This window comes from Ruegeria sp. C10 (genome assembly GCF_056537805.1).
Genome location: NZ_JBQFSC010000001.1, coordinates 1,473,076 through 1,499,409 on the forward strand (window position 1 = coordinate 1,473,076; position 26,334 = coordinate 1,499,409).

Sequence of the window (26,334 nt, forward strand, 5' to 3'; positions counted from 1 at the left end):
TCCGGCCCTTGTTTCTGAGTATTCGTTCCGGCGAACCTATGAGATTCGTCCGGCTATGGCTGCGCATTTGCGCCTCAAATAGCAAAATCCCGACGTCTGCTTGTGTTCACAGCGCCGGGAATTTGAATGGTCTTCGGTGTTTCTATGAGAAGGGCGCGGATCAGTTCCCCGCGCTCTCCATTTTGCGGTGAGCGACAACCTCTTCCAGCCAGCCAAGATGCATCTCAGGCACCGAGCTAAGCAGCAAGTCTGTATAGTCGTCGAATGGAGGGCTTAGCACCTGGCTCTTGGGACCGTAGCGAACCACCCGACCCTGGTACATCACCGCGATACTATCGCTGATCGCACGGACTGTCGCCAGATCGTGGGTGATGAACAGGTATGCCACATCCTCGATCTTTTGCAGATCCAGCAGCAGCTTGAGGATACCGTCCGCGACCAGCGGGTCGAGCGCCGAGGTGACCTCATCACAGATGATCATCTTTGGCTTGGCTGCCAGCGATCGCGCGATACAGACACGCTGTTTTTGACCACCTGACAGTTCCGCCGGATAACGATCGATGAACTTCTCGCCCAGTTCGATCTCATCCAGCAGCTCAACGATCCGCTTGCGTTTCTCGGCGCCACGCATGTTGAAGTAGAACTCGAGTGGGCGGCCGATAATCGTACCGACGGTCTGACGCGGGTTCATTGCCACGTCGGCCATCTGGTAGATCATTTGCAGCTCACGCAGGTCTTCACGCGTGCGGCCTTTCAGATCAGAGCTGAGCTTGCGGCCCGCAAAGGTAATCTCACCATCGCGGGGCGGAAGAAGCCCGGTGATGACCCGTGCCAGCGTAGACTTGCCCGACCCGGATTCACCCACAACCGCCAGTGTCTGCCCCGGATGAAGCTCGACGTTGACATTATGCAGCACGTCGAAGTTCAAGCCTTTGTAGCGCGCGGTGATACCATCGACGCTCAGCACGGGTTCAGGAGTTGGTTTTTTCTCTTCGTGCTCGATTGAGCGGACCGAAACCAGCGCCTGTGTGTACTCTTCTTGCGGGCGGTTGATGATCTGGTCGGTATTTCCGTATTCGACCGTATCGCCCATCCGCAGCACCATGATGTCATCACTGACCTGGGCCACAACTGCCAGATCATGGGTGATATACAAGGCGGCAACGCCCGAGTCGCGAATGGCGTCTTTGATGGCCATCAGCACATCGATTTGGGTAGTCACGTCCAGTGCCGTGGTAGGTTCGTCAAAAACCACCAGATCAGGCTCAGGGCAAAGCGCCAGCGCCGTCATGCAGCGCTGCAGCTGTCCGCCCGAAACCTGGTGCGGGTAACGATCACCGATATTGTCAGGGTCGGGCAGACCCAGCTTGGCAAAAAGCTCACGCGCGCGGGATTCAGCCTCTTTGCGCGAAAACTTCTTCTGCTCAACTGCGGCCTCGACCACTTGATCCATGATCTTCTTTGCGGGGTTGAACGATGCGGCGGCGGATTGGGAAACATATGTTACCTCACCACCGCGCAGTTTGCGGATGTCCCCATGAGATGTCTTGAGGATATCACGCCCGTTTACCCAAACCTCGCCCCCGGTGATTTTCACACCGCCACGGCCATAGGCCATCGAGGCCAGACCGATGGTAGATTTGCCAGCCCCGGATTCGCCGATCAGACCCAGCACCTTGCCTGGAGCGAGGTCAAAGCTGACCCCGTGCACGATCTCGATGTCATGGGGCTTTTCACCCGGCGGATAGACGGTCGCGCCGATTTTGAGGTCGCGGACCTTGAGAAGGATATCACTCATCCCCGGCCTCCTTTCAGCGATGTGGTACGATTCAGGACCCAGTCAGCCACCAGGTTGACCGAGATTGCCAGCGTCGCAATGGCCACAGCGGGATAAAGCGCTGCGCCGATACCATAGACGATGCCATCCTTGTTTTCCTTCACGATACCGCCCCAGTCAGCCAGCGGTGGCTGGACGCCCAGTCCCAGGAACGACAGGGTCGAGATGAACAGAACCATGAAGATGAACCGTAGCCCGAATTCGGCCACAAGTGGCGACAGCGCATTGGGCAGGATTTCCCGGAAGATGATCCAGGCGCGCCCTTCACCGCGCAGCTTGGCGGCTTCAACATAGTCCATCACGTTGATGTCCACCGCTACAGATCGCGATAGGCGATACGGGCGGGTGGCATCCAGTAAGCCCATAACAAGGATCAGGATCGGGACGGTCACCGGAACGATGGCCAGAATGACCAGTGCCAGGATCAGAGTCGGGATTGACATGATCAGATCCACCGTACGGCTGAGCGCCTGATCAGCCCATCCGCCCAGTACAGCAGCCAGCAAGCCCAGCGACGTACCGGTCAGAAAGCTGAGCAGCGTCGCCGCTGCCGCGATGAAGATTGTCGTGCGCCCGCCATAGATCATGCGGGTCAGCAGATCGCGACCGATATTGTCAGTGCCCAGCAGATGTTCGGGGCTGCTCGGCTCCCAGACGTCGCCGACGACTTCTGCCATTCCATAGGGTGCAATCAACGGGGCGGCGATCGCCACGAAGAAATAAGCGAAGGTGAAGATAAGGCCAATCAGAGCCGAAAGAGGAATGTTCTTTATCATTTCGGATGCCTCAGTCTTGGGTTGGCAAGGATCGACACGATATCTGCAACCATGTTCAGACCGATATAAACGGCCGCAAACACCACGCCGCAGGCCAGAACAACCGGCACATCACGTTTGGTCACGGCATCCACAAGGTATTGCCCCATACCTGGATAGACGAACACAACCTCGACCACGACAACACCCACGACCAGATAGGCCAGGTTCAGCATGACGACGTTCACGATCGGTGAAATCGCGTTGGGAAAGGCATGGCGGGCAATAACCTGAAATGTGCTGAGGCCTTTCAATTCAGCGGTTTCGATATAGGCCGATTGCATGAGGTTCAGAATGGCCGCGCGCGTCATGCGCATCATCTGTGCCAGCACGACCAGCGTCAGAACAAAGGCAGGTAGCGCGATTGCATTCAACTTTTGTCCAAACGACATAGAATCATTGATCATCGCAAGCGACGAGAACCATCCCAATTTCACTGAGATATAGTAGATCACCACATAACCGATCAGAAACTCGGGGATCGAAACCGTCGTCAGGGTGATGGCTGAAATCAGTTTGTCGGGCCAGCGATTGCGGAACCGCACGGCAAGCAGCCCCAGAAAGATTGCAAGCGGTACGGAAACTATTGCTGCCACGCAAGCCAGGAACAGAGTGTTCCCAAGGCGTTTTCCAATACTCTCGGAGATATCAAGTTTGTTGGTCAGGGATTGGCCCAGGTCACCCTGAAGTATGCCGCCCAACCACTCGAAATAGCGTGTAAGGGCAGGGCGGTTCAGGCCCATTTCTTCGCGTAGGTTTGCCAAGGCCTCTGGAGTTGCGGACTGCCCCAGGACGGCTTGCGCGGCGTCTCCGGGTAGGGCTTCGGTTAGGCCGAAAATCAGGGCCGAAGCGCCGAGCAGCAAAAGGAGTCCCAGCGCCAGGCGCTGGGAAACCAATTTGATGATGGGATGCATTATCCGTAGCCCGTTTTAGACGAACCACATTTTGCGGGATATGTTGCCGTTCATCATCTCTTGCGTCGGGTCAGATTCCCATCCATCCAGCTGGTTGCTGACGCCTTCGACAAAGTCGTTGAACATCGGGCAGATCAGGCCGCCTTCGTTGCGGACCATTTGACCCATCTGGCTATAGATGGCTTTGCGTTTCTCAGGGTCGAGTTCCGCCTTTGCCGCGAACAATAAGTCGTCAAACGCCTGAACCTTAAACCTCGTGTCATTCCAGTCTGCGGTCGACAGATATGCAGTCGAGTACATCTGGTCCTGAACCGGGCGGCCGCCCCAATAAGACGCACAGAAGGGTTGAACGTTCCAAACCTCGGACCAGTAGCCATCATTGGGCTCACGCTTGATTTCAAGCGGAATTCCAGCCTGTGCTGCAGTCTGCTGGAACAGAGCAGCAGCATCTACAGCACCTGGGAACGCACCATCGGCAACGCGCAAAATAATCGGAGAGCCATCATGTCCAGATTTCTTATAGTGCTCTGCAGCCTTTTCAACGCTGAACTCGCGCTGTTCGATGGTTTCATCAAACAATGGATAGGCTGAATTGATCGGCATATCATTCCCGATCGAGCCATAGCCGCGCAGAACTTTGTCAACCAATTCCGCGCGGTTGATGGCGTACTTCAGTGCGGTGCGCAGTTCATTGTTATCAAACGGAGCCGTGTCGCAATGCATGATGAAGACATAGTGACCGCGACCAGCGGTTGAATGCACCGTCAGGTTAGGCGCACGGCCCAACAGGTCGGCAACTTTGGGTTCAACGCGGTTGACGGCGTGGACCTGTCCGGACTGCAGTGCAGCGGTCCGTGCCGTCGCATCGTTGATCACAACAACTTCTACGCTGTCAAAATTGCCGAAATCGCTGTTCCAGTGGTTTTCGTTCTTGGTGAACAAGTGACGGACGCCGGGTTCGTCCACTTCTAGTTTGTACGGGCCGGTGCCGATACCTGCCGCAGGATTATCCATGCCGCCATCGGGCTGAATGATTAGGTGATAGTCGGCCATCAGATACGGCAGGTCGGCGTTCGGCTCGGTCAGTGTGACTTGGAAATTATCTCCATCGGCCTTCATCGACTCGATGCCTTTCATGATGCCCAAGGCACCTGATTTGGAATCTTCGTTCGAGTGACGCTGCATAGTTTTCAGCACGTCTTCGCTGGTCATGGTCTTGCCGTTGTGGAACTCGACCCCTTGACGCAGCTTGAACGTCCATACTTTGGCGTCTGCACTTCCTTCAACGCTTTCAGCCAGGCGCGGTTCGATGGTTCCGTCGGGCGCCACTTCGACCAGTTGGTCTCCGAACTGCTTGCCGTTCTGGAACGGGACTGAGCTTGCGTAGGTTGCTGGATCAAGTGAGTTGGTCGATTCACCACCCTGCAAACCGAATTTCAGATCGCCGCCCTTTTTCGGACCAGCGGCACGTGCGGCGTCGGCAAACATAGTGCTTGCCATTGCGGCCGAGACACCCAGTGCCGCTGCTTTACCCATGAATTCACGGCGGGTCAGCTTTCCAGCTGTGACCTGCTTTGACATGTGAGTGAGTTGTTCGTTCATCCAGATTTCTCCCAGTTGATAGGATGTTCAGCCCGTTGGTGGGCTTTTTATTGACGCATGAGTCAACTTAGGTGCAATTCAGGGCAGCGGGCAAGTGCAAATCTCTTGAAATAATGGGGAGGTTCCGCCTTTGATCGCGCCAGATGATCTTGTTATGAGCCTTTGGAAATCCAAAACCCCTTATTACTAACTACTTACTCTGACCTGAACAAATTATCCGATAGTTGCCTGGTCAGTTTAGCATGAACTTTCGTTCCACAGATCAAACGCCATTCCGGCCTTTAAGTGATTCTATCTGGTGGGTTTTTCGGATGGGCGGAGTCAGGGTCTAGGATCAGTTTTTTATTGCAACAATCAGATCCATTACGTTTGTGCCTGTGGGTCCCGTGACCAACAGCGCCCCCGCCTTGTCGAGGAAACTGCCGCTATCTGCATTGTCCAGATACGCTTGCGCCTTATCAGACCAAGTGTCGCCGGTAACGATGGCGCCTGCTGCATCTGTTGGCCCGTCGGTGCCATCTGTTCCTCCGACGATGACGGTCAAATCAGATTGCCCTGCGATTTCGCGCGCGAGTGCCAGAGCAAGGGCCTGATTACGCCCACCGCGCCCTGGCGCATCAGGTAGGACCACGGTTGGTTCGCCGCCAAATACCATGGCGCCCTTGGGCATATTCCGCAGCCGATCTCCTAATTTAGCTGCAACCGAGAGATAGTCATCGTGCATCGCTTCTTCGTTGCCGAGGACCTTGATGCCTGAGTTCTCGGCCGCAAATGCTGCGGCGTCGCGCGCGTGTGCGTTTGATGCGATTATCGCGGTGTGGGCAGAAAACTCCGGTTCTTCGGGCAATGACCCGATACCGGAGCCAATAACGCCCAGATCATCACCCGGGACGTCCGAGATCGCCAGAACGGTCACACTTTTCCCCGAGAATGCCGACAACAAACCGCCACCCTTGATCCGGGACAGCTTGCGCCGTTCCGTGTTCATTGCACCGATGTCGAGACCTTCACTCAGCAGTCTTTGGTTGAGGGCCTCAAGATCATCCAATGTCGTACCGGCCACGAGGTCCTCGGCAAGCGAAGAAGCCCCTCCCGAAACTAGCAGAAGCAGTTTGCTGTCGGGTTTCATCGCCTCAACCGTTTCGCGCAATGCCTGCCCACCCTTCAGACTGCGGGCATCGGGAACCGGGTGTGCAGCTTCAATCACCACAATATGCTTAGGCAGGTCGTGGCCATGGCCATCCTTGGTAACCACCAGAGCGGGCACTGGGCCAAACCGTTCGACGGCGGCACGGGCCATCGCACCTGCGGCTTTTCCAACGGCCAATATCTGATCTGGGGCTTCGATCGCCCGAGTGGCCTCCAGCGTTGCGCGATATCCATCAACCGCCGCCACACCTGCGCGCCAAATGTCCTGTGCCTGTTGCGAACTCTGCATCAGCTTTCCATCCAAATTGTGACTGGTCCGTCATTGACCAACTCTACCGCCATGTCAGCTCCGAACGCACCTGTCTCAACCGGAATGCCCCGCGAAGAAAGGTTGTGTACAAACGCCTCGTAGAGGTGTTCGCCCTCAGCCGCCGAGGCGGCCCCGGAAAACCCGGGCCTGTTTCCACGCGATGTGTCAGCTGCCAAGGTGAACTGGCTAACCACCAGGGCCGAGCCCTCAATATCCAATATCGAACGGTTCATCTTTCCCGCGTCGTCCTTGAAGATACGGAGCTTTGCGATCTTTTCAGCCAATTGGTCAGTTTGCGCCTCTCTATCCCCTTGCATCGCACAAACCAGAATCATCAATCCGGGGCCCGATCGCCCGATGACTGTTCCATCGACTTTGACCGAGGCACTGGAAATTCTTTGAAGTAAGGCGCGCATCTGCAGGTCCTGTGTTTTATTGCTATTCGTGCCAATCGATCACTTCATCCAGCGCGGCACGTTCCGTTCTGAACGCGTTCGCCGGGTGATCCATATCCGCATATCCGAACGAAATCGCGCACAGAATCAAGCGATCTTCTGATATCCCGAAGTAACGGTGAAGAAATGCGCCATGGGCCGCTACCGCTGCCTGCGGGATACAAGCCAGACCCAGGGCCTGCGCCGCCAGTGAAAATGCGGTCACGAAGCCACCACAATCCATCGCGCCGTAAGGGCCCAGTTCAGCCGGGCTGGACAGTATGGCGCAATGTGGGGCGCCGAACAGAGCATAGTTTTCCATCATCTGTTGCGCCGAGGCCCTGCGATCACCTTTTTCGATACCAACCGCTTTGTAGAGGGCCCAGCCACAGGCGCGACGGCGCTCTTGATAAACACCGGAATAGCCGGTTGGAAAGGGTAGGTCCGGAGCAGGCGCAACGTGCGAAGCTTCGTGTTGCAACGCGTCCCGAAACTGGTCTGTCTCGGCCCCGCTGGTGATCACGATCTGCCAGGGTTGCGCGTTGCACCAGCTTGGAACACGCGCAGCACTGGCGACGATCTGTTCAATCTGTTCGCGAGGCACCAAGTCCGTGCGAAAGGCACGGCAAGAAAAACGATCGGCCAAGAGCGCGTTCAGAGCGTCAAGGTGCAATTCAACATCTCCTTTCAGGCATGCCGAGGAGTAGGTTCCATGAGCGTACTCTGTTTATCAGCGTTATTGCTGTCCAGTTGCCACCAGATACCCGACGCCGGCCGCAACGAGAAGGCCCAGAACCACGGCGATCGTAATCTTGATTGCGGACCAGGGACGCTCACCCTGAACGCGGCCGGTCCGGCCATTGACCACAAAACGATAGGTCTGGCCGCGGTATTTGTAGGCCGCCATCCAAACCGGCAAAAGGATGTGTTTGAATGTGACATCTCGCACTTCGGTGTCGACAGCGTGAATGCGCTGACGATCGCCTCCGATATCGAACCGCACGTCACGCTCGATCACCCGTGCCATATGCGCGCGGGCCTCTTGATAACCTTCTCGCAGTTCGACCGTGTATGCCTCGGCGCGGAAACCGGCCAGATATTCCGGCTGATACGGTTCAAGCGCAGGCAAGTCCCATGGTTCCAGCGCGTCCGTATAGGATTTGGGCAGCGATTGAGACGCCAAAACCAGAACATCGTCAAAGAACCGTGCGACCCGTCCGGATTTTGGAGTCCAGCGTACTTTGGGAACCTGTTGCTGCACGCGCTTTCCATCGCGCATCACAGTGCGAGTTTCGTAATACACCACACCGCGTTCCCCACGATAACTCGACTTGGTATCAGCGTCGAAGGTCCAATACGGGACATAAATGCCCTGCATCTTGCGTCCCTTTCGGGCGTATTCCTTCAACCCGTTGGGTGCAAACCACAGTCGGCCCAGCCAATCCCCCATTGCCTTGTGGGCCGAGCGTTCATCCAGTGCAAAGGGCAACACTCCTCGAGGTTTGATATGGCGGCTAACGCCTGTATCGGTCACTACCGGAGTGGCACAGAACGGGCACTCCGCAGCATGGGTGTTCGGATCAAACTCAACCTGAGCCGCGCAGTTCGGACAGGTCAGAACACGGGTTTCTTCAATCTCGCTGTCAGGCAAGCGATCCGCGATGGCGGCGTCGAAATCCAGCTCTCGCAGACTTGCACCACCCCATGGGCCAGCACCGATCGTTCTGGTGTTGCCACAATGATCGCAAGTCAGCGTTCCGTCACCGGGATTGAACCGATAATCCGCCCCGCATTGGTCGCAGGGGAAACGGTGTTCGTCTTTCGCCATGACAGAACCTCGAAATCAGGTTACCAAATGTCAGATCACGCGCCCGGAGGCGGCGGAGGCAGGATCGTGAACAGCTGTGCCAGTTCCTGCACGTCGCCTGCCTTCTTCCAACCGTCCTGTCCGGCGGTCCAAACGTGGGTTTCGCGCGTTATCTCACCATCGGTCGCCATTCGGCCCATCTTGGCCTTGGAAAACGGCCCGCTGGTCTGACCATCCACTGCGATATGCCATACATGCTCGACGGGCGGAGGGGGCGGGGGTGCCGCAGGCGCCGAGGCCTGCGGGGCAGCGGGGGCGGAACCGCCCCAAGGGCCGCTTGGTTGACCCGCTGCCATGTTCGACATCTGCTGTGCCATCGCCATACCCATTCCCATGCCAAGACCGGCGCCCATGCCGCCGCCCTGACCGGGATTGTTGGCCGCTGCGGTCATCGCTTCAGCTGCGGAATACTGCGTGAACTTGCCCAGATCGCCCGCCAACCCCATCGATGTGCGCTTGTCCAGCGCGGCCTCGACCGCTGGTGGCAGCGAGATGTTCTCGATGTAGAACTCGGGCATGCTCAAACCATATCCGTCCAGCACCGGTGACACCTCGGCGGCAATCAGTTTGCCCAGATCGGCAGTGTTCGCCGCCATATCGAGAACTGGAATGCCCGAGCCTGCGATGACGCGGCTGAATTCCTGCACGATGATGTTTCTGATCTGAAAGCTGATCTCGTCCATGGTGAATTCACCATCGGTACCGACGATTTCGACCAGGAATTTCGCCGGGTCCTTGACCCGCACCGTATAGGTGCCAAAGGCCCGGATGCGCGTTGGACCGAACTCGGGATCGCGCAGCATGATCGGGTTTTTCGTGCCCCATTTCAGGTCATTGAAACGGGTCGTGTTGACGAAATAGATCTCGGACTTGAACGGAGACTGAAAGCCGTGATCCCAATGCTGCAGCGTCGTCATGATCGGCATGTTGTTTGTCTCAAGCATGTAGAGACCTGGGGTGAAGACATCCGCCAACTGCCCCTCATGCACAAAGACCGCCGCTTGACCTTCGCGCACGGTCAGCTTGGCGCCGTATTTGATCTCGTGCCCCTCACGCTCGAACCGCCAGACCATCGTATCGCGGGTATCATCGACCCAGTGGATGACGTCGATGAATTCACCGGTCAGAAAATCAAAAATTCCCATTGGATTTCTCCTGTCTTCGGGGTCAGAGCGACTGCCCCATCAATTCGCGTGCAATGATACGGACCACTGGCCGCGCTTCGTCAGCTGTCATGCCTGGCTTGAGGCGCGGGTCGTATAGGATGGTTAGTAGTTTTTCATCATGGCTTGTGAGCAGGGCGAACTCGTCGTCATCGTTGAAGATTGATGGCCGGGCAGACGGGCTGTCATTCGGCAGCCCCAATCCCTGAGCGATCTCTTCGTGGACGCAACTCAGGCGCACCAGATCGGGATGTTCCGCCCGGATCAGGGCAACAGCCCGGGTATATGTCTGTGGCGCGCTGTTCGACGCCGAAGCGAATACAAAGCAATAGAAAGAGCGTGGCAGTTTGTCGAAGAGGTCAAGTTGTGCCTGCCCTATGCCCGGGATCAGTTGTCGCAGCCGGGCTTGCACATAAGCGGTATCATCTTCACCCGCCACGAAGACGTGGAAATTTGCATTCCGGGTGGTGGTTGAGACCGGGTGTCCAGTGAGCCGCGACAAGCGGTTGGCATAGGCGTCAATTCGGGCGGCCTCTTGCTGGCGGACTTCAGGTGCAACCGATGGACCAAACTCGGGCTCTATGCGAACCGGCGACGACCAGCGACTAAGCTGTCGGCTGGTGCGACTGCTGCCGCTGGCAACGGCTTGTCCCGGATATTCATTATAAAACGCTATGGTCTCAAAGTTCCGAGCCAGATCATCGGCATCATAGGGCGTATCAGGGCCACCGCCATCGGTTCTCAGCAACCCGCGCGTCAGCAGGTTATTTTGTACGCTTTCATAGTATCGCGCGAGATCAAGGCTCGCTGGTGAGGGCGCTTGATATGCATTGCTCAGGCCTTGCGGCTGGGCAGGTTGAGGTTCAGGAGCGATCGTCGTCGTCAATGCCTCATCGCAGCCAGCAAATGCCAGCAGCGACAAGCCCAATACTGCAATCTTAGCGCGATGAAATGGCCGCACGCCCGCTGTTTCCATTATCCGGGAACAGCCGTTCCGGCATTGTCGCCGATCCCGTCCTGTCGCGCCTTGGCCGAGGCGAGCGTGTCGCGCAATTCGGCCTCCATCTTCTTCAGTTCTTCCTCGGCTGCGGCGCGTTTGGCCTTGCCTTCGTCTGCAATGGCGAGGCTTTCGTTGATGGTGCCGATCAGGTCTGCATTGGCTTGTTTGACGGCTTCGATATCGAAGACGCCACGCTCCATCTCTTCGCGGATCATTTTGTTGGATTCGCGCAAGTTGGCGGCGTTCGAGGTCAGCAATTCATTGGTCAGATCATTGGCATCACGTACGGCAGCGGCGGCCTCGGCACTGCGCTGTATGGTGACAGCTTGTGCCAGCTGGGTTTCCCAGAGCGGTACTGTGTTGACGAGGGTCGAGTTGATCTTGGTCACCAGTGACTTGTCATTTTCCTGCACCAGACGGATGGAGGGCAGCGATTGCATCGTCACCTGACGGGTAAGCTTCAGGTCGTGGACCCGGCGTTCCAGATCATCGCGCGCGGCACGTAAGTCGCGCAATTCCTGCGCTTTCATCACCTGTTGGTCTTCGGGCGCGGCCTGAACCTCGGCCTCTTTTTCAGGAATGTCGTGGCTGTCCAGCTCGGTCAGCTTCTCCTCTCCCGCTGCGATGTACAGTGCGAGTTCGTCGTAGAACTCCAGCGTTTTTTCGTACAGCAGATCCAAAGACTTGATATCTTTCAGCAGTGTATGCTCATGCCCCAGAAGATCATCAGTGATCCGGTCGATCTGGCTTTGAACGTCTTCATACTGCGCTGTGAACTTGGCAAAGGGCGCAGCGCGGCCCAGTAGTTTTTCCCACCAGCTACGCTCGCGACGTACATCCAGTTCGCTGACTGAGAATCCGCGGATCGTTGTTACGATGTTGCGAAGGCTGTCACCCGCCGGGCCCACATCCTTGTTGCGGACATCGGCCAGCATCGCCTGACTGATCTCTTGCAATTCTGCCTGTGCTGAAGACCCAAAGGACACGATCGAGTTTGTGTCGCCCATGTCGATCTCGCCCATCCGCTTGCGGATCTCGGCACCAACCGGTTCGTCGGCCTCTTCCAGCGGGACAATCTCGGCCTGCGGCTCGGGGAGAGCGACGGCGGTGACTTCCTGCACCAGCGTTTCAGCCTCGACTGCCTTGTTCTTGATCTCATCGGACATGGGGTAATCCTCGCTTACATAAAAGCCGGTCAGTCCAACCGGACGCCTTCGCGCTGCAGCCTGTCGCGCAGCACATCAATTTCAACCGTCAGATCACTGCGGTCATCCAATAGCATCTTTCGCGTCCGCGCCGCGAAATTCTGTTCAAGATCGTCCAGCAACGCCGAATAGTCCGCCAGCGCCTGCGCATCACGCGTCCGTGCATAGACGTCCGAAAACTTCACCGTCGCATCGCGCGCGCCCTGCAAATAAACCGTCAGGTATTTTCGGGCACTAGCCAGATCGCGCGGGTCTTCCTCGACCGTGCGAAACAGATCGCGGGCTGTATCCTGAAAGCGTTCGACCCGCGCTTCGATCCGGCGGTCACCTGCGCGTTTTATTGCATCTGTCATTTGGGCCAGATGGGTTTCGGCGTCCTCGACCACGCGTGCGACACGGTCCTGCTGGAAGGTGTCGACACCCTCCATTCCTTTGTCCTTCATTGGGTCGAGGCCGAAGGAAACCGAATGTAGAACCGTTGCAGCGGCGCCAAACAGGATGGGGGCCAGCAGGCTTACCTGTGATGCTGTTTCGGCGTCCAGAAATTCGGTCCGGTATGAGGCTAGCGCCGCCCCCAAACCGGTCAGAACGCTGGAAAATATCTTGCGGGGAAACGCAGGTCTGCGTGCGGTGCGGCGGGCGTTGTAAGCGGATTCGGCCCTTAAACCTTCGCGCAGCAGAAACGCGGCAGCGGTCAGTAGCCCTGCCGCAACCAGGCCTATGGTCATTCCGATCGCGCCATCGTTCAGAGACAGAAACACCAGTGGTATCGCCGGGACAAACAGGATGTTCGCGCGTGCACCTGCCGGTTCGACACGGGCACCATCGAATTGGCCACGCGATGGCTGATCCTGCGAGGAAACATCGCCTTCTGGGCTGAATTTGCCGCCGTACCGTTTGGCCATTTCGCTACAGGCCCCCCAACAGACCGGTGCAGACGCCGAACAACAGCACCAACAGGGCCGCATAGGCCAATTTTTGTACTCCGGTCCCGGACATGGCGCCCCCCAACTGTGACCATCAGGGAAAATTTAGGCGATACGAGGGCTTGGCGCTAGGGGGAAGGTTGAATAACCCGCGTCACTTGCGAGGTTTCTTGCCGATTGCTGGTCTTTTGCGCTGCGGTCGAGCATGGCGTTTGGCCGGGGGTATTCCGCTATCCTCAGCATCCAGCCCCAGTTGGTCGCGCATGACACGGCGGCGGATTTCTTCAACCTCGCCGGGTTTCAGGTTGCCCAGTTGGAATGGGCCGTAAGAAACCCGCAAAAGCCTGTTCACCACATAACCGATATCTTCGATAGCGCGGCGGATTTCGCGATTTTTGCCTTCGCGCAGGCCGATGGTCAGCCAAGCGTTCGCGCCCTGTTGCCGGTCCAGTGTCACGGTCATGGGCTGAAACCGCTCACCATCGATTACCAGGCCTTTGCGCAGCGGTTCGAAATCTTCGTCTTTGGGGCGTCCATTTACCCGCACCCGGTATTTGCGTAGCCATCCAGTTGAGGGCAGTTCCAGCTTGCGCTTGATGCCGCCATCATTAGTCAGCAGCAGCAATCCTTCCGAGTTCAGATCGAGTCGCCCGACGCTCATGACCCGGGGCATATCCTCGGGCAGGTCGTCAAAAATCGTCTTGCGACCTTTTTCGTCACGCGCCGTCGTCACCAGTCCCGGTGGCTTGTGATAGAGCCACAGGCGTGATGGCTCGGGTTCGGAGACCGGTTTGCCATCGACGGTAATCCTGTCCTTGGCGGTTACGTTCAGCGCAGGGCTGTTGATCGCCTTGCCATTCACGGTCACACGTCCGGCTTCGATCATGCGTTCAGCTTCGCGGCGCGAGGCGACACCGGCGCGGGCCAGCACTTTGGCGATCCGGTCGCCGGGAGGAGGGGTATTGGTCATCCTCCGGCCATAACCCATCCCGGCGGCTTGCGAAAGACGGGTTTCTGAGGCAGTCAGAGGCATGAAGTTCAGATCCCACATGAAACAGGCGCTGGAACAGGCACAGGCGGCAGCAGACCGAGGTGAAGTACCGGTCGGCGCGGTGATCGTCGCGCCCGACGGGCAGGTGGTGGCCGCAGATGGGAACCGCACCCGCGAGTTGAATGACCCCACTGCCCATGCTGAGATTCTGGCTCTGCGCGCCGCATGTGCCGCGGCCGGGTCCGAGCGTTTACCCGATCATGACCTTTACGTAACCCTTGAGCCTTGTGCCATGTGCGCCGCAGCGCTGGCCGCAGCCCGCATCCGGCGCATCTACTACGGCGCTTCCGATCCGAAATCTGGCGGTGTCGCGCATGGCGCGCGCGTGTTTTCACACCCACAGGCCCACCATCGACCCGAGGTCTATGACGGCATTGCCGCCGAAGAGGCTGCCGCGCTGCTGAAACGCTTCTTCGCGGCGCAGCGCGGTTAAGTTTTTACGACCATTTCACGTGGGATATCAGCCAGGGGCTTGCCCCCATCTGACGTCACCACAAAGCTTTCGGTAATCGCCAGTCCCCAGTCTGGGGTCCAGAGGCCGGGCATTAGGTGAAAGGTCATATTCTCTTGCAATTCCGTCGTGTCACCGGGTCGCAGGCTCATGGTGCGCTCGCCCCAGTCGGGCGGATAGCTGAGCCCGATGGGATAGCCGGTGCGGTTGGCTTTGACATACCCCGCGCGGGCGAAACTGTCATAGACACAAGCCGCGACCTCTTCGCAGGTGATGCCAGGGCGTGCGGCGGTCATAGTGTCGTCGATAGCGGTTAGAACGGCGGCTTCGGCCCGGCGGATATCATCCGGGGGATCACCCAGAAACAGGCTGCGACTGGCGGGGCAGTGATAGCGTCGATAGCAGCCGGAGATTTCGAAATAGGTCGCCTCATCCCGCGCCAGAGGTCGGTCGTTCCAAGTAATGTGCGAAGCAGAAGCCTCACGACCGGAGGGTGCAATCGGCACGATAGCAGGGTAATCTCCGGCTAGGCCGGGCAGTCCGGCGATGCCTGCCGCCTGCACTTCGGCGACAAGTTGGTTTTTGGGCATTCCTTCCTGATATGCGTCACGCAGAACACCGTGCATATGTGCGGTCAGCTGACCCGCCTTGCGCATCATTGCGATCTCGGCATCGCTTTTTACGGCGCGCTTCCAATTCACAAGCCCTGTGGCATCAATCAATGCACCGAAGGCGCGTTCGAGGATGCGGTGACTGGCGGCTGAGTAATAATAGTTATCCATCTCCACGCCGATACCAGCGGTCCAGCCGCGATCCCGCAACGCAAAGACGAGCGCGTCGACCGGATGGTGGTCCGGGTGTTGCACATGCTCTTCGGGCCAGTCCAGCAGGTCCCTCGGGTCCAGCCAGGTGGTCTGCGCGGCCCCCGCTTTGTCCTGCGTTCTGCCCCACCAAAGGGGCGATCCGCTGGCGGGCAGGATGACCATCTGCGGTACGTAAAAGCTCCAACCGTCATAACCGGTGAGCCACGCCATGTTCGATGGGTCCGTGATCAACAAGGTCTCGATACCCTGTTGATCCATCGCAGAACGGGTCTTGTGAATGCGGTCAGCGTATTCCTGCGCGCTGAAATCCGACGCGGGCATCAGAGAGAAATCGCCTGCATGACCTCGGGCTCGATTACATCGACACCGGGTAACCCGTCAGCCAATTCCTGAGCCGATTGCGCGAGAATCGGAAAGGTCTTGTAATGGCACGGGATCACTGTCTTGAAATTGAAATACCGCTTGGCAGCATAGGCAGTGCCCTTCATGTCCATGGTAAAGTGGCCGCCTGCCGAAAGGATGCCGATATCGGGTTTGTAATAATCACCCATCCACTCCATGTCGGCCATAATGTCGGTATCGCCAGAGAAATAGAGCATACGGTCCTCTGACGCGATCATATAGCCGACCTCGGTTCCACCCGTACGCAGACCATCAGGCGTCGAGAAGGTCGAGCTGTGCGAGGCAGGCACCATCGTTAATTTGACACCGTTTAGGTCAACAGTGCCACCTTTGTTGAATCCGACCGTTTCAATACCTTCAGCCTCGGCCCAGTAGCCCATCAGGTCGTATTGCCCGACGACGGGCACGTTTAGATGTTTGGCCAGCGGCAGCACATCGACGACATGATCGAAATGAGTATGGGTCAGCAGGATATGCGTCGCGCCCGCAACGGCTGCGTCGTGCTGATCTTCGGGCAAAGACGGGTTGCCCGTCAGCCAGGGATCGATCAACAGAACTTGTCCTGCTGTTTCGATTCGAAAGCTGCCATGTCCCAGCCAAATGATATCCATAGAGAATCCTCCCATTTTCCGCTTGGAGTTAGCCTAGCATCGGCTATGTAAAAATCTATGGATTGGACGCAGTATGTTGATGGATATTGTGAGCGGCTCTCACCCGCGTATTGGGCCGAGCCGATAAACGCGATTACCAACGCGGCCTTTCTTATTGCTGCATTTGTGATGTGGCAAAGGGCGCGCGGGCAGGGCGTACCGTTGGCGATGGCTTTGGTTGTCATATTGGCGATGATCGGAATTGGCAGCTATCTGTTCCATACCCATGCGCAGGTTTGGGCGGCGATCTTGGATGTGACGCCAATTCTGCTGTACATCCTCGTCTACATCTACGCGGTGAATCGCGATGTCTGGCGGCTGAGCAACAGATACGCGCTGGGTTTGACCGCGATGTTCTTTCCGTACGTGGCGCTGACGATCCCGCTATTCCAGTTGGTGCCTGGGCTTGGTGGCTCGGCGGCATACGCCCCAGTTCCTCTATTGATTCTGATTTATGCGGTCCTGTTGCGCCGGAAAGCCCCGGACGCTGCGCGTGGGCTGACAATAGGAGCAACTGTCCTGATCACCTCGATCACCTTTCGATCACTGGACACTCCAATTTGCGGGTATCTGCCAACGGGGACGCATTTTATGTGGCACATTCTGAATGCAGTTATGCTGGGCTGGATGATTGAGGTTTATCTGCGGGCGATCCGAAATCCACCTGCTGGAGCTGCGGTGGCTGCAGGATCAGGACATTGATCAGAACCACCGAAGCATCATCCTGATTGGTTAGTCCCTGAACGCAGCAGCCAAAGCCTCGGGCAGATCAAATTCAGCCAATACGCGCGCGCGGCCTTCGGCTGACATCTTGAAAGCCGTTTTTTCAACGATGCGCTGGATTTTTTCGGCGGAGTGCTTGGCGGCAAAAGGTTCAAAGTACCATTTCAGAAAAACGAAACAGATCACGTCCTCGAGCGCCTGTACCTCGGCATTGCGCTTGATCCCTTGTTTGCGCAGCATTTGCCCGACGGCTTCTATATCGTCCGCACTATATTCAGCCTGTTCCATGAAACCTTGCACAACGTCAGCGTGATATACGCCTTGCGCCTTCCGCCAGGCCAGATACCCTGCACGTCCTTCGGGGTATTCAGTGCGCTTTAGCTTCCAGCGTTCGACATGCTGACCACGTGCGGCGATCTGTAAAGCATCCGACGCATCGGGAAATAGCCGATCCAGCTCTGCGCTCATGCGTTGGCCATAAAGCAGTTCGACCGGCTGACCGTCCTCTATATTAGGGTCTTGCGCATTTGCTGCGTCAATTGCGTCCAGAACGGTTTGCTTGCGTGTGCTCATTCTATGCTCCGTTAGCTCGCCTGAACGGCACCTGACGGGTGGTTCGGCGTTTGGTCCAAGACCATGCTAACGAGTTGTTGGAGTGGGTGCAGCAGTCAATTGTAAAAAGCGCCGGATCGGGAGGGGGCGTACCGATCCGGCGCGCAGGTCAGGGTTATTTGCCTGCCTGGGTGTGGTCCCTCGTCACGGGCTCCGAAACAGGCGCGGGGAAGCTAAGGTTTCGGGTCAGATTGTTCATATCGATACCCAAAGCCAGGGCGGGCGAGGTCAGAACCAGAGCGGACAATATGAAGGCGGGAAGAAGGGTTTTCATGAGGTGTCTCCGATTTCTCGTTGCGTCACGATATTGAGGTGAACTGTTCGGTTCATTTTTTCAATGGCAAAACTGAACTAATCGGTTTACTTATTTGCATATCAGCCATTCAAATATGCATGGCAGCTGGCGATATTGGGTTTGAATCCGCGTCTGCCGCCTGTCGCTCTTGCGAGTGTTGCGGCAGGCAGGTAAACGCCCCCTAACGTAGATGAGGGTTTCCGATGTCGATTGACCAAAGCACCGCCGCCAAGGTGGCCAAACTGGCCCGGATCAAGGTCGAGGATGATGCGCTGCCTGCGCTGGCGTCCGAGTTCAACAATATCCTCGGGTTTATCGAGCAACTGAACGAAGTGGATGTCGAAGGCGTCGAGCCGATGGTCTCGGTCGAGCCGATGCGCCTGAAGCGTCGTCAGGACGTGGTCACCGATGGAAACCAGCAGGACAAGGTCCTATCCAACGCCCCCGATGCGCGCGAAGGGTTCTTCGCTGTTCCAAAAGTTGTGGAGTAAGTCATGAGCGAACTGAACAAACTGGGCCTGGCCGAGGCCCGCGATGCGCTGCGTGCCAAAGAAGTGACCTCGGTCGAACTGACCGAGGCCTGCCTCAAGGCCATTGACGAAGCCGACGCGCTGAACGCGTTTGTCCACAAGACGCCCGAGATCGCGTTGGAGCGCGCCAAGGCGGCGGATGAGCGGATCAAAGGCGGCGACGCGCCTTCGATGTGCGGTCTGCCGATCGGCATCAAGGACCTGTTTTGCACTAAGGGCGTGCCCTCGCAAGCGGCCTCGAAAATTCTCGAGGGGTTCAAGCCCGAATACGAATCCACCGTGTCGCAACAATTGGCGGATGCTGGTGCTGTGATGCTGGGCAAGCTGAACATGGACGAGTTCGCGATGGGTTCGTCTAATGAAACATCCGTTTACGGCAATGCGGTCAGCCCGTGGCGGCGCGGCAATGACGATGCACAGCTGACACCCGGCGGCTCGTCCGGTGGCTCAGCCTCGGCTGTCTCGGCTGACCTGTGTCTGGCCGCGACCGGTACCGATACCGGCGGTTCGATCCGCCAGCCTGCTGCTTTTGTCGGTATCACCGGCATCAAGCCAACCTATGGTCGTTGCTCGCGCTGGGGCATTGTGGCCTTCGCCTCTTCTCTGGATCAGGCCGGTCCGATGACCAAGAACGTCCGAGACGCAGCGATCATGCTGGAAACCATGTGCGGTCATGACCCCAAGGATTCCACCAGCGCCGAGCTGGCCGTGCCAAATTTCGAGGCGATGCTGACCGGCGATATCAAAGGCAAGAAAATCGGTATCCCAAAGGAATACCGCATGGACGGCATGCCTGCCGAGATTGAAAAGCTTTGGGCCGATGGCACCGCTATGCTGAAAGACGCAGGCGCCGAAATCGTAGATATCTCGCTGCCGCATACCAAATACGCGCTGCCTGCCTATTACGTGATTGCTCCTGCCGAGGCGTCGTCGAACCTCGCCCGCTATGACGGTGTCCGGTATGGCCGCCGAGCGCAGTTGGCTCAAGGCGATGGCATCACCGAGATGTACGAAAAGACCCGTGCCGAAGGCTTCGGTCATGAGGTCCAGCGCAGGGTGATGATCGGCACCTACGTGCTGTCTGCAGGCTTCTATGACGCCTACTACAACCGCGCTCGCAAGGTCCGCACCCTGATCAAGAAGGACTTCGAAGATGTCTTTGCCGCAGGCGTTGATGCGATCCTGACCCCGGCAACGCCGTCGGCCTCGTTCGGTCTGGGCGAGATGACCGAGGCTGATCCTGTTCAGATGTACCTGAACGATGTGTTCACCGTGACAGTGAACCTCGCTGGCCTGCCCGGTATTTCGGTTCCTGCTGGTCTGGACAAACAGGGCCTTCCGTTGGGTCTGCAGCTGATCGGCCGTCCGTGGGAAGAAGGCGATCTGCTCAACACCGCCTACGCGCTAGAGAGCGCGGCTGGGTTTGTGGCCAAGCCCGGAAAATGGTGGTAATCCTCAAACCTGACACGGCAATAAAGAACCGGAGCAGTCAAATGCGCAAATTGCTTCTGATCCCGGCCCTTGGGCTGATCGCGGCATGTGATACCGTTACCCCTGTTTCGGGTACCGGTTTCAATACGCCGGAATATCAGGCGCAGCGCGAGTCCGAACTGGCCGGGCAGGGTCTGGCCGGTAATCCGCTTGCGCCACCCGAGGCGGTTTCCGAACAGCCGCTCTCGGCGCAGGGGGCTGTTGGTGCCGTACCAACAGGCGACGCCTCTGACATCGCCAACCAGACGGCCATTGCCTTGGCGAATACGTCGGGTCAAGAGACGCGCGTCGCGCCTCTGACTGCAACAAACAACCCAAGTATCTCTGATGAGCAGGATTTTGAGGCTGTCTCAAACCGTCGCAGTATCGATGCCGACGCCGCTCGTATCGAACAGAATCGGCAGTCTTACGAGGTCGTCGCCCCTACTGCCGTGCCCGAGCGTGGCTCTGACGGGCAACCCAATATCGTGCAATACGCCCTGAGCACTTCGAACCCCATCGGTACCCAGTTGTACAGCCGAGCCGGATTTAACCTGCAGGCCAAGGCACAGCGCAACTGCGCTCAGTTCGCCTCTCCTGATCAGGCGCAGATTGAGTTTCTGTCGAATGGAGGCCCCCAGCGTGACCGCAAAGGGCTGGATCCGGATGGCGACGGTTACGCCTGCGGCTGGGACCCCAGCCCGTTCCGCAGTGCCGTCAACAACTAAGCTCTCCCCCATCTGGCACCCATCGCCCAATTTCGGCCCCCGTCGGGATGGGCTGTCACCCAAGCTGATCGTGCTGCACTACACCGCAATGGAGAGCGCTGCTGCCGCGCTTGAACGTCTCTGCGATCCGGGTCCCGAGGTCTCCGCCCACTACCTGATCGGTCGTGACGGTGCGCTATGGCAGCTTGTCCGAGAGGAAGATCGCGCTTGGCACGCCGGGGCAGGGGAGTGGCAAGGGCAAGCCGACATAAACTCCCGCTCGATCGGGATCGAGCTGGACAATGGCGGAGATCACCCGTTTGCCGAACCCCAAATGCGTGTATTGGAACAGCTTTTGCCCGAACTCATGCAGCGTTGGACCATCGCGCCAGAGGGTGTGATCGGGCATTCCGACATGGCACCGGGCCGCAAGTCCGACCCCGGCCCCCGGTTCGACTGGCAAAGGTTGGAACACCAGCGCCTTGCCGCTCGGCGTGGTACTGCCCTCGAACCGAACGTCAACTTCCGCGAGCTGGCGCAGAACCGGGGCTACACAGCGACAAGCGACGAGAAGACGCTCCTAAATTCCACGCGCCTGCGCTATCGCCCGTGGGCCTCCGGCCCCTTGCACCCCGATGATCTCAAAGCGCTCTGTCCACTCCCAAGATCAACCTGATCCGCCCTTCATCTGGCCAAAAATATCTCGGGGATGAATTGGCCGCAGGCCAAGAAGGGGCTGGCCCCTTTAACGTGCCAACCACCCTTGACGCCACCTTGCACAGAGCCTACCCAACCCACGCGCGGAGGGCCGGATGGCCGCTGGGGTCGTAAGGCCCGAGAGGAAAGTCCGGACTCCACAAGGCAACGGTGCCGGGTAACGCCCGGGCGGGGAAACCCGACGGAAAGCGCCACAGAAATCAGACCGCCACACACGTGTGGCAAGGGTGAAACGGTGGGGTAAGAGCCCACCGCGCCGCTGGCAACAGTGGCGGCACGGCAAGCCCCACCGGGAGCAATGCCGAATAGGGTCCCCGCGCGGGCCGGTCGGTGCAAACCGATACCGCCGCTAGGCACGCCTTGGCCGAGAGGGACCGGGTTGGTAGCTCGAGCCGCGCAGCAATGCACGGCCTAGAGGAATGGTCATCGAAGGGGGCAACCCTGGAACAGGATCCGGCTTACAGGCCCTCCGCGCATATCCTGTTACCCGCCCGGAGGTGTGTAGGTGCCGCCAAGTGCTGCAGCTTTTTCGGCGACGGCAACAAATTCCTGCGCCGACCATGCGCGAACGGTCTCGATCCTCGAAACCGCACCCGTGCCCGCGACGGCCATGCCAATTGCCACAGCATCACTGCCTTCAGGCAGTTCGCTGATAACGACGACATCATTGCCTCCGGTGGTTATATAAAATGAGATCAGTCTGCCGCCTGCTTTCTCAAGCAAAGCCTTGACGGGACCGGTGCGATCTTCCGGTTTTGCCAACATTCCTTTGACCCCATCTTGCGAATAAGACGCATAGGTAATGAAAACAGGCATATTTCTCTCCCTTGGTTGCAGTTTATTCGGAGCGCTAAAAGCGGCCGACTCCCTGGCCGTGTCGCGTGCAGGATTGCGCGCAAACCGGAAAAGACCCGGCCAAGTAGACAGCCGGGCGTTGCTATAGTTGTGAGCGGTGTTGTCTGCCGGAATTTACATCCGGCACGGTATTACCTAAGTCCGTAAAACGGGCTTCGAAGGTTCCGGCGACACTATCACAGAATCGTGAGCGCTCCAAATCGACTGCTCTTGAAGCCGTGTCAGGAATTGTTCCCCTAACGCGGCGAATCCGGTTGACTTGGGCGCATGAGCGGTTAAAAGCGCACGCTCACAAGGATTCAACCGAAAGGCCCCTGCCTTTTCGGACGCAGGAGATAACCATGGCGAAGCCGACGACAATCAAGATCCGTCTGAACTCGACCGCGGGCACGGGCCACTTCTACGTGACCAAGAAGAACGCGCGCACCATGACCGAGAAAATGACCATTCGTAAATACGATCCGGTCGCTCGGAAGCATGTCGAGTACAAAGAAGGCAAGATCAAGTAATCTGCCCTCTGACATACTTTTTGAAGAAGGACTCTGCCATGCAGGGTCCTTTTTTGTATTGTTTTGGGGTATCTCTTGGTCGGCCTAAACCAAGCAGGGGCGTTGCAGGGGCGCATCAGAGGTTTGGGTGTTCTGAATCTCAGCGGCTTGCTTTTTCTAATCCCCTGCCGCTACGCTTCAGCAACCCTTTCCAAAATGTTGACCGCCATGAAAAAAATCTTGTTGCCCGCTCTTGCTGTTCTGACATTGTCAGCCTGCGAAGACCCCTTTAACCGCGAAGGTGTTGGTTTCACCGGGATTGATGGTGAACCGCGCACAGTGTCGGATGTGAAAGGCGCCGTAGCCTTTTTGCCGCCAGAAACCAACATCCCGGCGGAACTGGCCAAGCTACCAACGGTCCAGGTTACATCGGACAAAGCCGAGCTTGAAAAGATCGCGGGTGTCGCAATCGATAATGGCGGTCGCTCAGATGCGAATTCAGTTCAGCTCACTGGCAGTGATACCAATCTGTACCTGAGCAATGTCAGTGTAAACGGTCAGTTGTTCGGTGTCCTGCGTACGGAAAACAACTCCACCAAAGTTGATACATCGGTGGGCTCGGCCTTTGGCGCTCAAACGGAACGCTTTACCGGATGCTTGCCCGCAGGTGATGTATACCGCAAGGGTTCGTCCGAGCGCAGTTCGGGTTTTGCAGTGCCGCTGAACTGCCGTTAATTTAGCTTACACAATCTAAGTAAAAGCCCCCGCCATTGGCGGGGGCTTTCTAGTTTCAGTGTTTCTGCAAGTCTTACGAGGCACTGAACAAGGGCTCAAACCCAGCACCGGTCATTCAATCCATGTGACACACCGGGCGATGATCACGCGAGTTCAGAGGCCCCCGCCATCCGTTGGCATCCAAGCAAGCGCTATGCGTGTTCTCTATTCCGCCTCACCGCCAAAGAATAATCAGTGGTGAAACTCTGCCCAGATCAGCAGAACTGTTTAACCTCAACTGATAGGAAGCAACGTTCATTGCTCTACCAATGCCTGCCCATTCTCGTCAAAGAAATGAAGTTTGTCGGTGGGAAAATGCAGGCCGATCTTTGCCCCAGGCTTTAGAGCGGTGTCCCCATTTAGGCGCACGGTAACCTTCTCTTCGGCGCCGCAATCCACGATCAGGAAGGTATCTGCCCCCAGATACTCAATCACCTCGATGATGCCATCACATTGCCCATCGCCCGATGATACAACATCGATGTGTTCGGGGCGAATGCCGAGTTTGCTTGCTACACCCGAGCGCGCGAAGTCGCCGCCTCTGCCATGTTCCAGAGTGTAGCCATCGTTCTGAGTCGTGCACGGCAATATGTTCATTTTGGGGCTGCCAATGAACTGTGCGACAAACAGGTTGGCAGGGCGTTCGTAAAGCTCGCGGGGTGTGCCGACTTGCGCGATCTTGCCGTACTCAAGCACGACGATGCGGTCGGCCAATGTCATCGCTTCAACCTGATCGTGCGTTACGTAGATCATAGTGCGCTTTAGGTTCTGATGAAGTTTCGCGATTTCGTAACGCATTTCGACACGAAGCGCTGCATCAAGATTCGAGAGCGGTTCATCGAACAGAAACGCCGTCGGGTCGCGCACGATAGAACGACCAATCGCAACGCGCTGCCGCTGTCCACCGGACAGGTCCTTGGGGCGACGTTCCAGAAAAGGTCCCAGCTTGAGAACCTCGGCGGCTTTATTGACCTGCTCTGCTATCTCGGCCTTCGGAACACCCGCGACCTTAAGTGAGAACCCCATATTTTCGGCGACCGTCATGTGGGGATAAAGCGCATAGGATTGGAACACCATCGTCAGACCCCGCTTGGAGGGTGGGTGATCCGTGACATCATTTCCGTTGATTAGTAGCGATCCGCGCGAGATATCTTCAAGCCCACCGATCATGCGAAGCAGGGTGGATTTTCCACAGCCCGATGGACCGACGAAGACGATGAATTCACCTTCATCAATCATTAGGTCAACGCCTTTGATGACCTGGGCCGAGCCAAACCACTTTTCGACGGATTTTAGTTCGATGCTGCCCATTAGTTCCTCCCTGCCCAATGCAGCCAAACCGCGGCTGTCCAGGTGAATGAATTCCCTCCGGCAGGGCTGCCGGTCAGAGGATCGTAGTATTCAGCGAAGCCGTTTGTTGCGATCAGCTGCGACGTTTTCTGGCGCAGTGCCTCGGCTTCTTCGTGGTGCCCCATATCCGCCAATCCAAACCCGATCAGCATATTCATGAACCCCCAAGTGGGACCCCTCCAGTACCTGCGTTGGTCGAAGTTGGGCATCGCGGGATCATAGCTGGGAACTGGAAAGGGTACTTTTGCAAGCGTCGCCTGCAGGCGCTCCAGCATGTGCTGTGAATCAAGTCCCCCAAACCAGCAAAGATACGACGCGTTTGAGATGCTTCCGGCCCAATCACCAGTCAGCGCATCACGCGAGTCGAACGAGCTCAGCGTTTCGTTCCACAAAGATCGCGCGCCCGCTTCGAGCCTTTGAATGTCGCTACTTAGTCCATCCGCAGCAATTCCAAGCCTTTCGCTGATCTCCTGCAGATCGCGCGCGGCGCGCAGAGTGATAAATGTCATCGTCGGATCTGCGACTCGGAAGGGATTCAGGCTCAGCAACTTCTGTTGATCCCAGTCGGCCTGACAGCCGATCTGAACCAATTTGATATAGCGGTCATAGTCGTATTTGGTCGGTCGATCTGCACTGTTGACGTGGCTTGTGTCACGGCGCTGGTAGTCTCCGACACCTGTGGGATCTACGCCCTCCATTGCTTTGTCCCAGTCCGGTGCATTGTCGCGACCAGCTTCCCACGGATGCGTGGTGCAGACCGCGCCGTGTTCGTCGAGTCGCCATCTCATGATCCAGCGATGCCACGCCAGCAGAGATGGGAAAAGCGCGCGAACGCGGTCCGCGCCTGCATCGCCATCTTTTTCCCAGATCTTCCGCGCCACAGTTGCAGCCACCGGGGGCTGAATGATGCCAGAGGACGGGATCGGCCCGTGGCCACCCCAGACATCCGGGCCGGGGTAATATCCGTCATCCTGTTTGTGGAACAGGATATGCGGCACCATTCCATCGTCCCACTGGCCCGAGAACAGTGTTTCAAGTTCCACCCAGGCTCGATCAATGTCGAACTCGGCAAAGCCAAGCGCCGCAATCGCGCTGTCCCAATTCCATTGATAGGGGTAAAGCCCTTCGGTCGGGATGGTGTAGCCGCCGCGATCATTGGCAACCAGGATGTTGCGCGCCTCGCGATCAGGGTTGGTATGTTGGTTCATCTCAG

Annotated in this window: 28 protein-coding genes and 1 other RNA gene; 9 read left to right on the forward strand and 20 right to left on the reverse strand. The window is 57.5% G+C overall.

The window, feature by feature from the left end; translation table 11 throughout:
• Window positions 1–160: 160 nt before the first annotated feature.
• From ACR0DE_RS07050 to ACR0DE_RS07110, 13 genes are all read right to left on the reverse strand, one after another.
• Window positions 161–1,798 (reverse strand): ABC transporter ATP-binding protein, encoded by a 1,638-nt coding sequence (locus tag ACR0DE_RS07050; RefSeq protein WP_170801947.1) that lies wholly within the window; start codon window positions 1,796–1,798, stop codon window positions 161–163.
• A complete protein-coding gene (locus ACR0DE_RS07055) occupies window positions 1,795–2,610 on the reverse strand; it encodes an ABC transporter permease (protein WP_170402849.1) in 816 nt (271 codons plus the stop codon). Before ACR0DE_RS07055 ends, ACR0DE_RS07050 begins: the two co-directional genes overlap by 4 nt.
• On the reverse strand, window positions 2,610–3,566 hold the full coding sequence (locus ACR0DE_RS07060; RefSeq protein WP_170392259.1) for an ABC transporter permease: 957 nt from the start codon (window positions 3,564–3,566) through the stop codon (window positions 2,610–2,612). Before ACR0DE_RS07060 ends, ACR0DE_RS07055 begins: the two co-directional genes overlap by 1 nt.
• 15 nt (window positions 3,567–3,581) lie before the next feature.
• Window positions 3,582–5,168 (reverse strand): ABC transporter substrate-binding protein, encoded by a 1,587-nt coding sequence (locus ACR0DE_RS07065; protein ID WP_170392257.1) that lies wholly within the window; start codon window positions 5,166–5,168, stop codon window positions 3,582–3,584.
• Window positions 5,169–5,502: 334 nt separating this feature from the next.
• Window positions 5,503–6,606 (reverse strand): glycerate kinase type-2 family protein, encoded by a 1,104-nt coding sequence (locus ACR0DE_RS07070; RefSeq protein ID WP_480752394.1) that lies wholly within the window; start codon window positions 6,604–6,606, stop codon window positions 5,503–5,505.
• Entirely contained in the window at window positions 6,606–7,043 is a 438-nt protein-coding gene (gene dtd, locus ACR0DE_RS07075; RefSeq protein WP_480752395.1) for a D-aminoacyl-tRNA deacylase, read from the reverse strand. The genes ACR0DE_RS07070 and dtd overlap by 1 nt, the downstream gene beginning before the upstream one ends.
• A gap of 22 nt (window positions 7,044–7,065) precedes the next feature.
• Window positions 7,066–7,734: a nitroreductase gene (locus ACR0DE_RS07080; protein ID WP_480752396.1), complete on the reverse strand. Its 669-nt coding sequence runs from the start codon at window positions 7,732–7,734 to the stop codon at window positions 7,066–7,068.
• 63 nt (window positions 7,735–7,797) lie between these two features.
• Complete coding sequence (locus tag ACR0DE_RS07085; RefSeq protein ID WP_170392249.1) at window positions 7,798–8,889, reverse strand: TFIIB-type zinc finger domain-containing protein; 1,092 nt, start codon at window positions 8,887–8,889, stop codon at window positions 7,798–7,800.
• Between the two features lie 35 nt (window positions 8,890–8,924).
• A complete protein-coding gene (locus ACR0DE_RS07090; protein ID WP_170563990.1) occupies window positions 8,925–10,073 on the reverse strand; it encodes an SPFH domain-containing protein in 1,149 nt (382 codons plus the stop codon).
• Between the two features lie 22 nt (window positions 10,074–10,095).
• A complete protein-coding gene (locus ACR0DE_RS07095) occupies window positions 10,096–11,067 on the reverse strand; it encodes a DUF2927 domain-containing protein (protein WP_480752397.1) in 972 nt (323 codons plus the stop codon).
• Window positions 11,067–12,257, reverse strand: a complete 1,191-nt coding sequence (locus ACR0DE_RS07100) for a toxic anion resistance protein (protein ID WP_170392243.1) — start codon at window positions 12,255–12,257, stop codon at window positions 11,067–11,069. The genes ACR0DE_RS07095 and ACR0DE_RS07100 overlap by 1 nt, the downstream gene beginning before the upstream one ends.
• 29 nt (window positions 12,258–12,286) lie before the next feature.
• Window positions 12,287–13,201, reverse strand: a complete 915-nt coding sequence (locus tag ACR0DE_RS07105) for a 5-bromo-4-chloroindolyl phosphate hydrolysis family protein (protein ID WP_480752398.1) — start codon at window positions 13,199–13,201, stop codon at window positions 12,287–12,289.
• Window positions 13,202–13,376: 175 nt separating this feature from the next.
• Window positions 13,377–14,255 (reverse strand): pseudouridine synthase, encoded by an 879-nt coding sequence (locus ACR0DE_RS07110; protein ID WP_223118292.1) that lies wholly within the window; start codon window positions 14,253–14,255, stop codon window positions 13,377–13,379.
• Here ACR0DE_RS07110 and ACR0DE_RS07115 point away from each other — a divergent pair.
• Window positions 14,254–14,706 carry a nucleoside deaminase gene (locus ACR0DE_RS07115; RefSeq protein ID WP_170420696.1) on the forward strand — a complete coding sequence of 151 codons (453 nt, stop codon included), beginning with the start codon at window positions 14,254–14,256 and terminating at the stop codon, window positions 14,704–14,706. The genes ACR0DE_RS07110 and ACR0DE_RS07115 overlap by 2 nt on opposite strands.
• On the opposite strand, the gene ACR0DE_RS07120 is transcribed toward ACR0DE_RS07115, so the two are convergent.
• Together ACR0DE_RS07120 and ACR0DE_RS07125 are read right to left on the reverse strand one after the other, a co-directional pair.
• Window positions 14,703–15,869 (reverse strand): M24 family metallopeptidase, encoded by a 1,167-nt coding sequence (locus tag ACR0DE_RS07120; protein WP_170392235.1) that lies wholly within the window; start codon window positions 15,867–15,869, stop codon window positions 14,703–14,705. The genes ACR0DE_RS07115 and ACR0DE_RS07120 overlap by 4 nt on opposite strands.
• The gene (locus tag ACR0DE_RS07125) at window positions 15,869–16,561 is read right to left on the reverse strand and encodes a metal-dependent hydrolase (RefSeq protein WP_170392232.1); all 693 of its coding nucleotides are present in this window, start codon (window positions 16,559–16,561) and stop codon (window positions 15,869–15,871) included. Before ACR0DE_RS07125 ends, ACR0DE_RS07120 begins: the two co-directional genes overlap by 1 nt.
• A gap of 57 nt (window positions 16,562–16,618) precedes the next feature.
• Between ACR0DE_RS07125 and ACR0DE_RS07130 the strand changes: the two genes are divergently transcribed.
• Window positions 16,619–17,302, forward strand: a complete 684-nt coding sequence (locus ACR0DE_RS07130) for a ceramidase domain-containing protein (protein ID WP_480752399.1) — start codon at window positions 16,619–16,621, stop codon at window positions 17,300–17,302.
• A gap of 30 nt (window positions 17,303–17,332) precedes the next feature.
• Here ACR0DE_RS07130 and ACR0DE_RS07135 read toward each other — a convergent pair whose 3' ends face one another.
• Together ACR0DE_RS07135 and ACR0DE_RS07140 are read right to left on the reverse strand one after the other, a co-directional pair.
• A complete protein-coding gene (locus tag ACR0DE_RS07135; RefSeq protein ID WP_480752400.1) occupies window positions 17,333–17,896 on the reverse strand; it encodes a DUF4202 domain-containing protein in 564 nt (187 codons plus the stop codon).
• Between the two features lie 154 nt (window positions 17,897–18,050).
• Window positions 18,051–18,209, reverse strand: a complete 159-nt coding sequence (locus ACR0DE_RS07140) for a hypothetical protein (protein ID WP_170401611.1) — start codon at window positions 18,207–18,209, stop codon at window positions 18,051–18,053.
• Between the two features lie 224 nt (window positions 18,210–18,433).
• Here ACR0DE_RS07140 and gatC point away from each other — a divergent pair, with 224 nt between their 5' ends.
• The 5 genes from gatC (at window position 18,434) to rnpB (ending at window position 22,131) form a co-directional block, all read left to right on the forward strand.
• Window positions 18,434–18,721, forward strand: a complete 288-nt coding sequence (gene gatC / locus ACR0DE_RS07145; RefSeq protein ID WP_170392224.1) for an Asp-tRNA(Asn)/Glu-tRNA(Gln) amidotransferase subunit GatC — start codon at window positions 18,434–18,436, stop codon at window positions 18,719–18,721.
• A 3-nt stretch (window positions 18,722–18,724) separates the two neighbouring features.
• The gene (gatA, locus tag ACR0DE_RS07150; RefSeq protein ID WP_480752401.1) at window positions 18,725–20,212 is read left to right on the forward strand and encodes an Asp-tRNA(Asn)/Glu-tRNA(Gln) amidotransferase subunit GatA; all 1,488 of its coding nucleotides are present in this window, start codon (window positions 18,725–18,727) and stop codon (window positions 20,210–20,212) included.
• Between the two features lie 41 nt (window positions 20,213–20,253).
• On the forward strand, window positions 20,254–20,958 hold the full coding sequence (locus ACR0DE_RS07155; RefSeq protein ID WP_480752402.1) for a hypothetical protein: 705 nt from the start codon (window positions 20,254–20,256) through the stop codon (window positions 20,956–20,958).
• Entirely contained in the window at window positions 20,942–21,613 is a 672-nt protein-coding gene (locus tag ACR0DE_RS07160) for an N-acetylmuramoyl-L-alanine amidase (protein ID WP_480503508.1), read from the forward strand. Before ACR0DE_RS07155 ends, ACR0DE_RS07160 begins: the two co-directional genes overlap by 17 nt.
• A gap of 124 nt (window positions 21,614–21,737) precedes the next feature.
• Window positions 21,738–22,131: RNase P RNA component class A (gene rnpB / locus ACR0DE_RS07165), an RNA gene on the forward strand.
• 6 nt (window positions 22,132–22,137) lie between these two features.
• On the opposite strand, the gene ACR0DE_RS07170 is transcribed toward rnpB, so the two are convergent.
• A complete protein-coding gene (locus tag ACR0DE_RS07170) occupies window positions 22,138–22,470 on the reverse strand; it encodes a GYD domain-containing protein (RefSeq protein WP_170392216.1) in 333 nt (110 codons plus the stop codon).
• Window positions 22,471–22,850: 380 nt separating this feature from the next.
• On the opposite strand from ACR0DE_RS07170, the gene rpmG reads away from it, so the two are divergent.
• Both rpmG and ACR0DE_RS07180 read left to right on the forward strand, forming a co-directional pair.
• The gene (gene rpmG / locus ACR0DE_RS07175) at window positions 22,851–23,018 is read left to right on the forward strand and encodes a 50S ribosomal protein L33 (RefSeq protein ID WP_010441901.1); all 168 of its coding nucleotides are present in this window, start codon (window positions 22,851–22,853) and stop codon (window positions 23,016–23,018) included.
• Window positions 23,019–23,225: 207 nt separating this feature from the next.
• Window positions 23,226–23,732 carry a membrane lipoprotein lipid attachment site-containing protein gene (locus tag ACR0DE_RS07180; protein WP_170392214.1) on the forward strand — a complete coding sequence of 169 codons (507 nt, stop codon included), beginning with the start codon at window positions 23,226–23,228 and terminating at the stop codon, window positions 23,730–23,732.
• A gap of 294 nt (window positions 23,733–24,026) precedes the next feature.
• On the opposite strand, the gene ACR0DE_RS07185 is transcribed toward ACR0DE_RS07180, so the two are convergent.
• Together ACR0DE_RS07185 and ACR0DE_RS07190 are read right to left on the reverse strand one after the other, a co-directional pair.
• Window positions 24,027–25,082 carry an ABC transporter ATP-binding protein gene (locus tag ACR0DE_RS07185; protein ID WP_480752403.1) on the reverse strand — a complete coding sequence of 352 codons (1,056 nt, stop codon included), beginning with the start codon at window positions 25,080–25,082 and terminating at the stop codon, window positions 24,027–24,029.
• Complete coding sequence (locus ACR0DE_RS07190; protein ID WP_480752404.1) at window positions 25,082–26,329, reverse strand: MGH1-like glycoside hydrolase domain-containing protein; 1,248 nt, start codon at window positions 26,327–26,329, stop codon at window positions 25,082–25,084. Before ACR0DE_RS07190 ends, ACR0DE_RS07185 begins: the two co-directional genes overlap by 1 nt.
• Window positions 26,330–26,334: the final 5 nt, after the last annotated feature.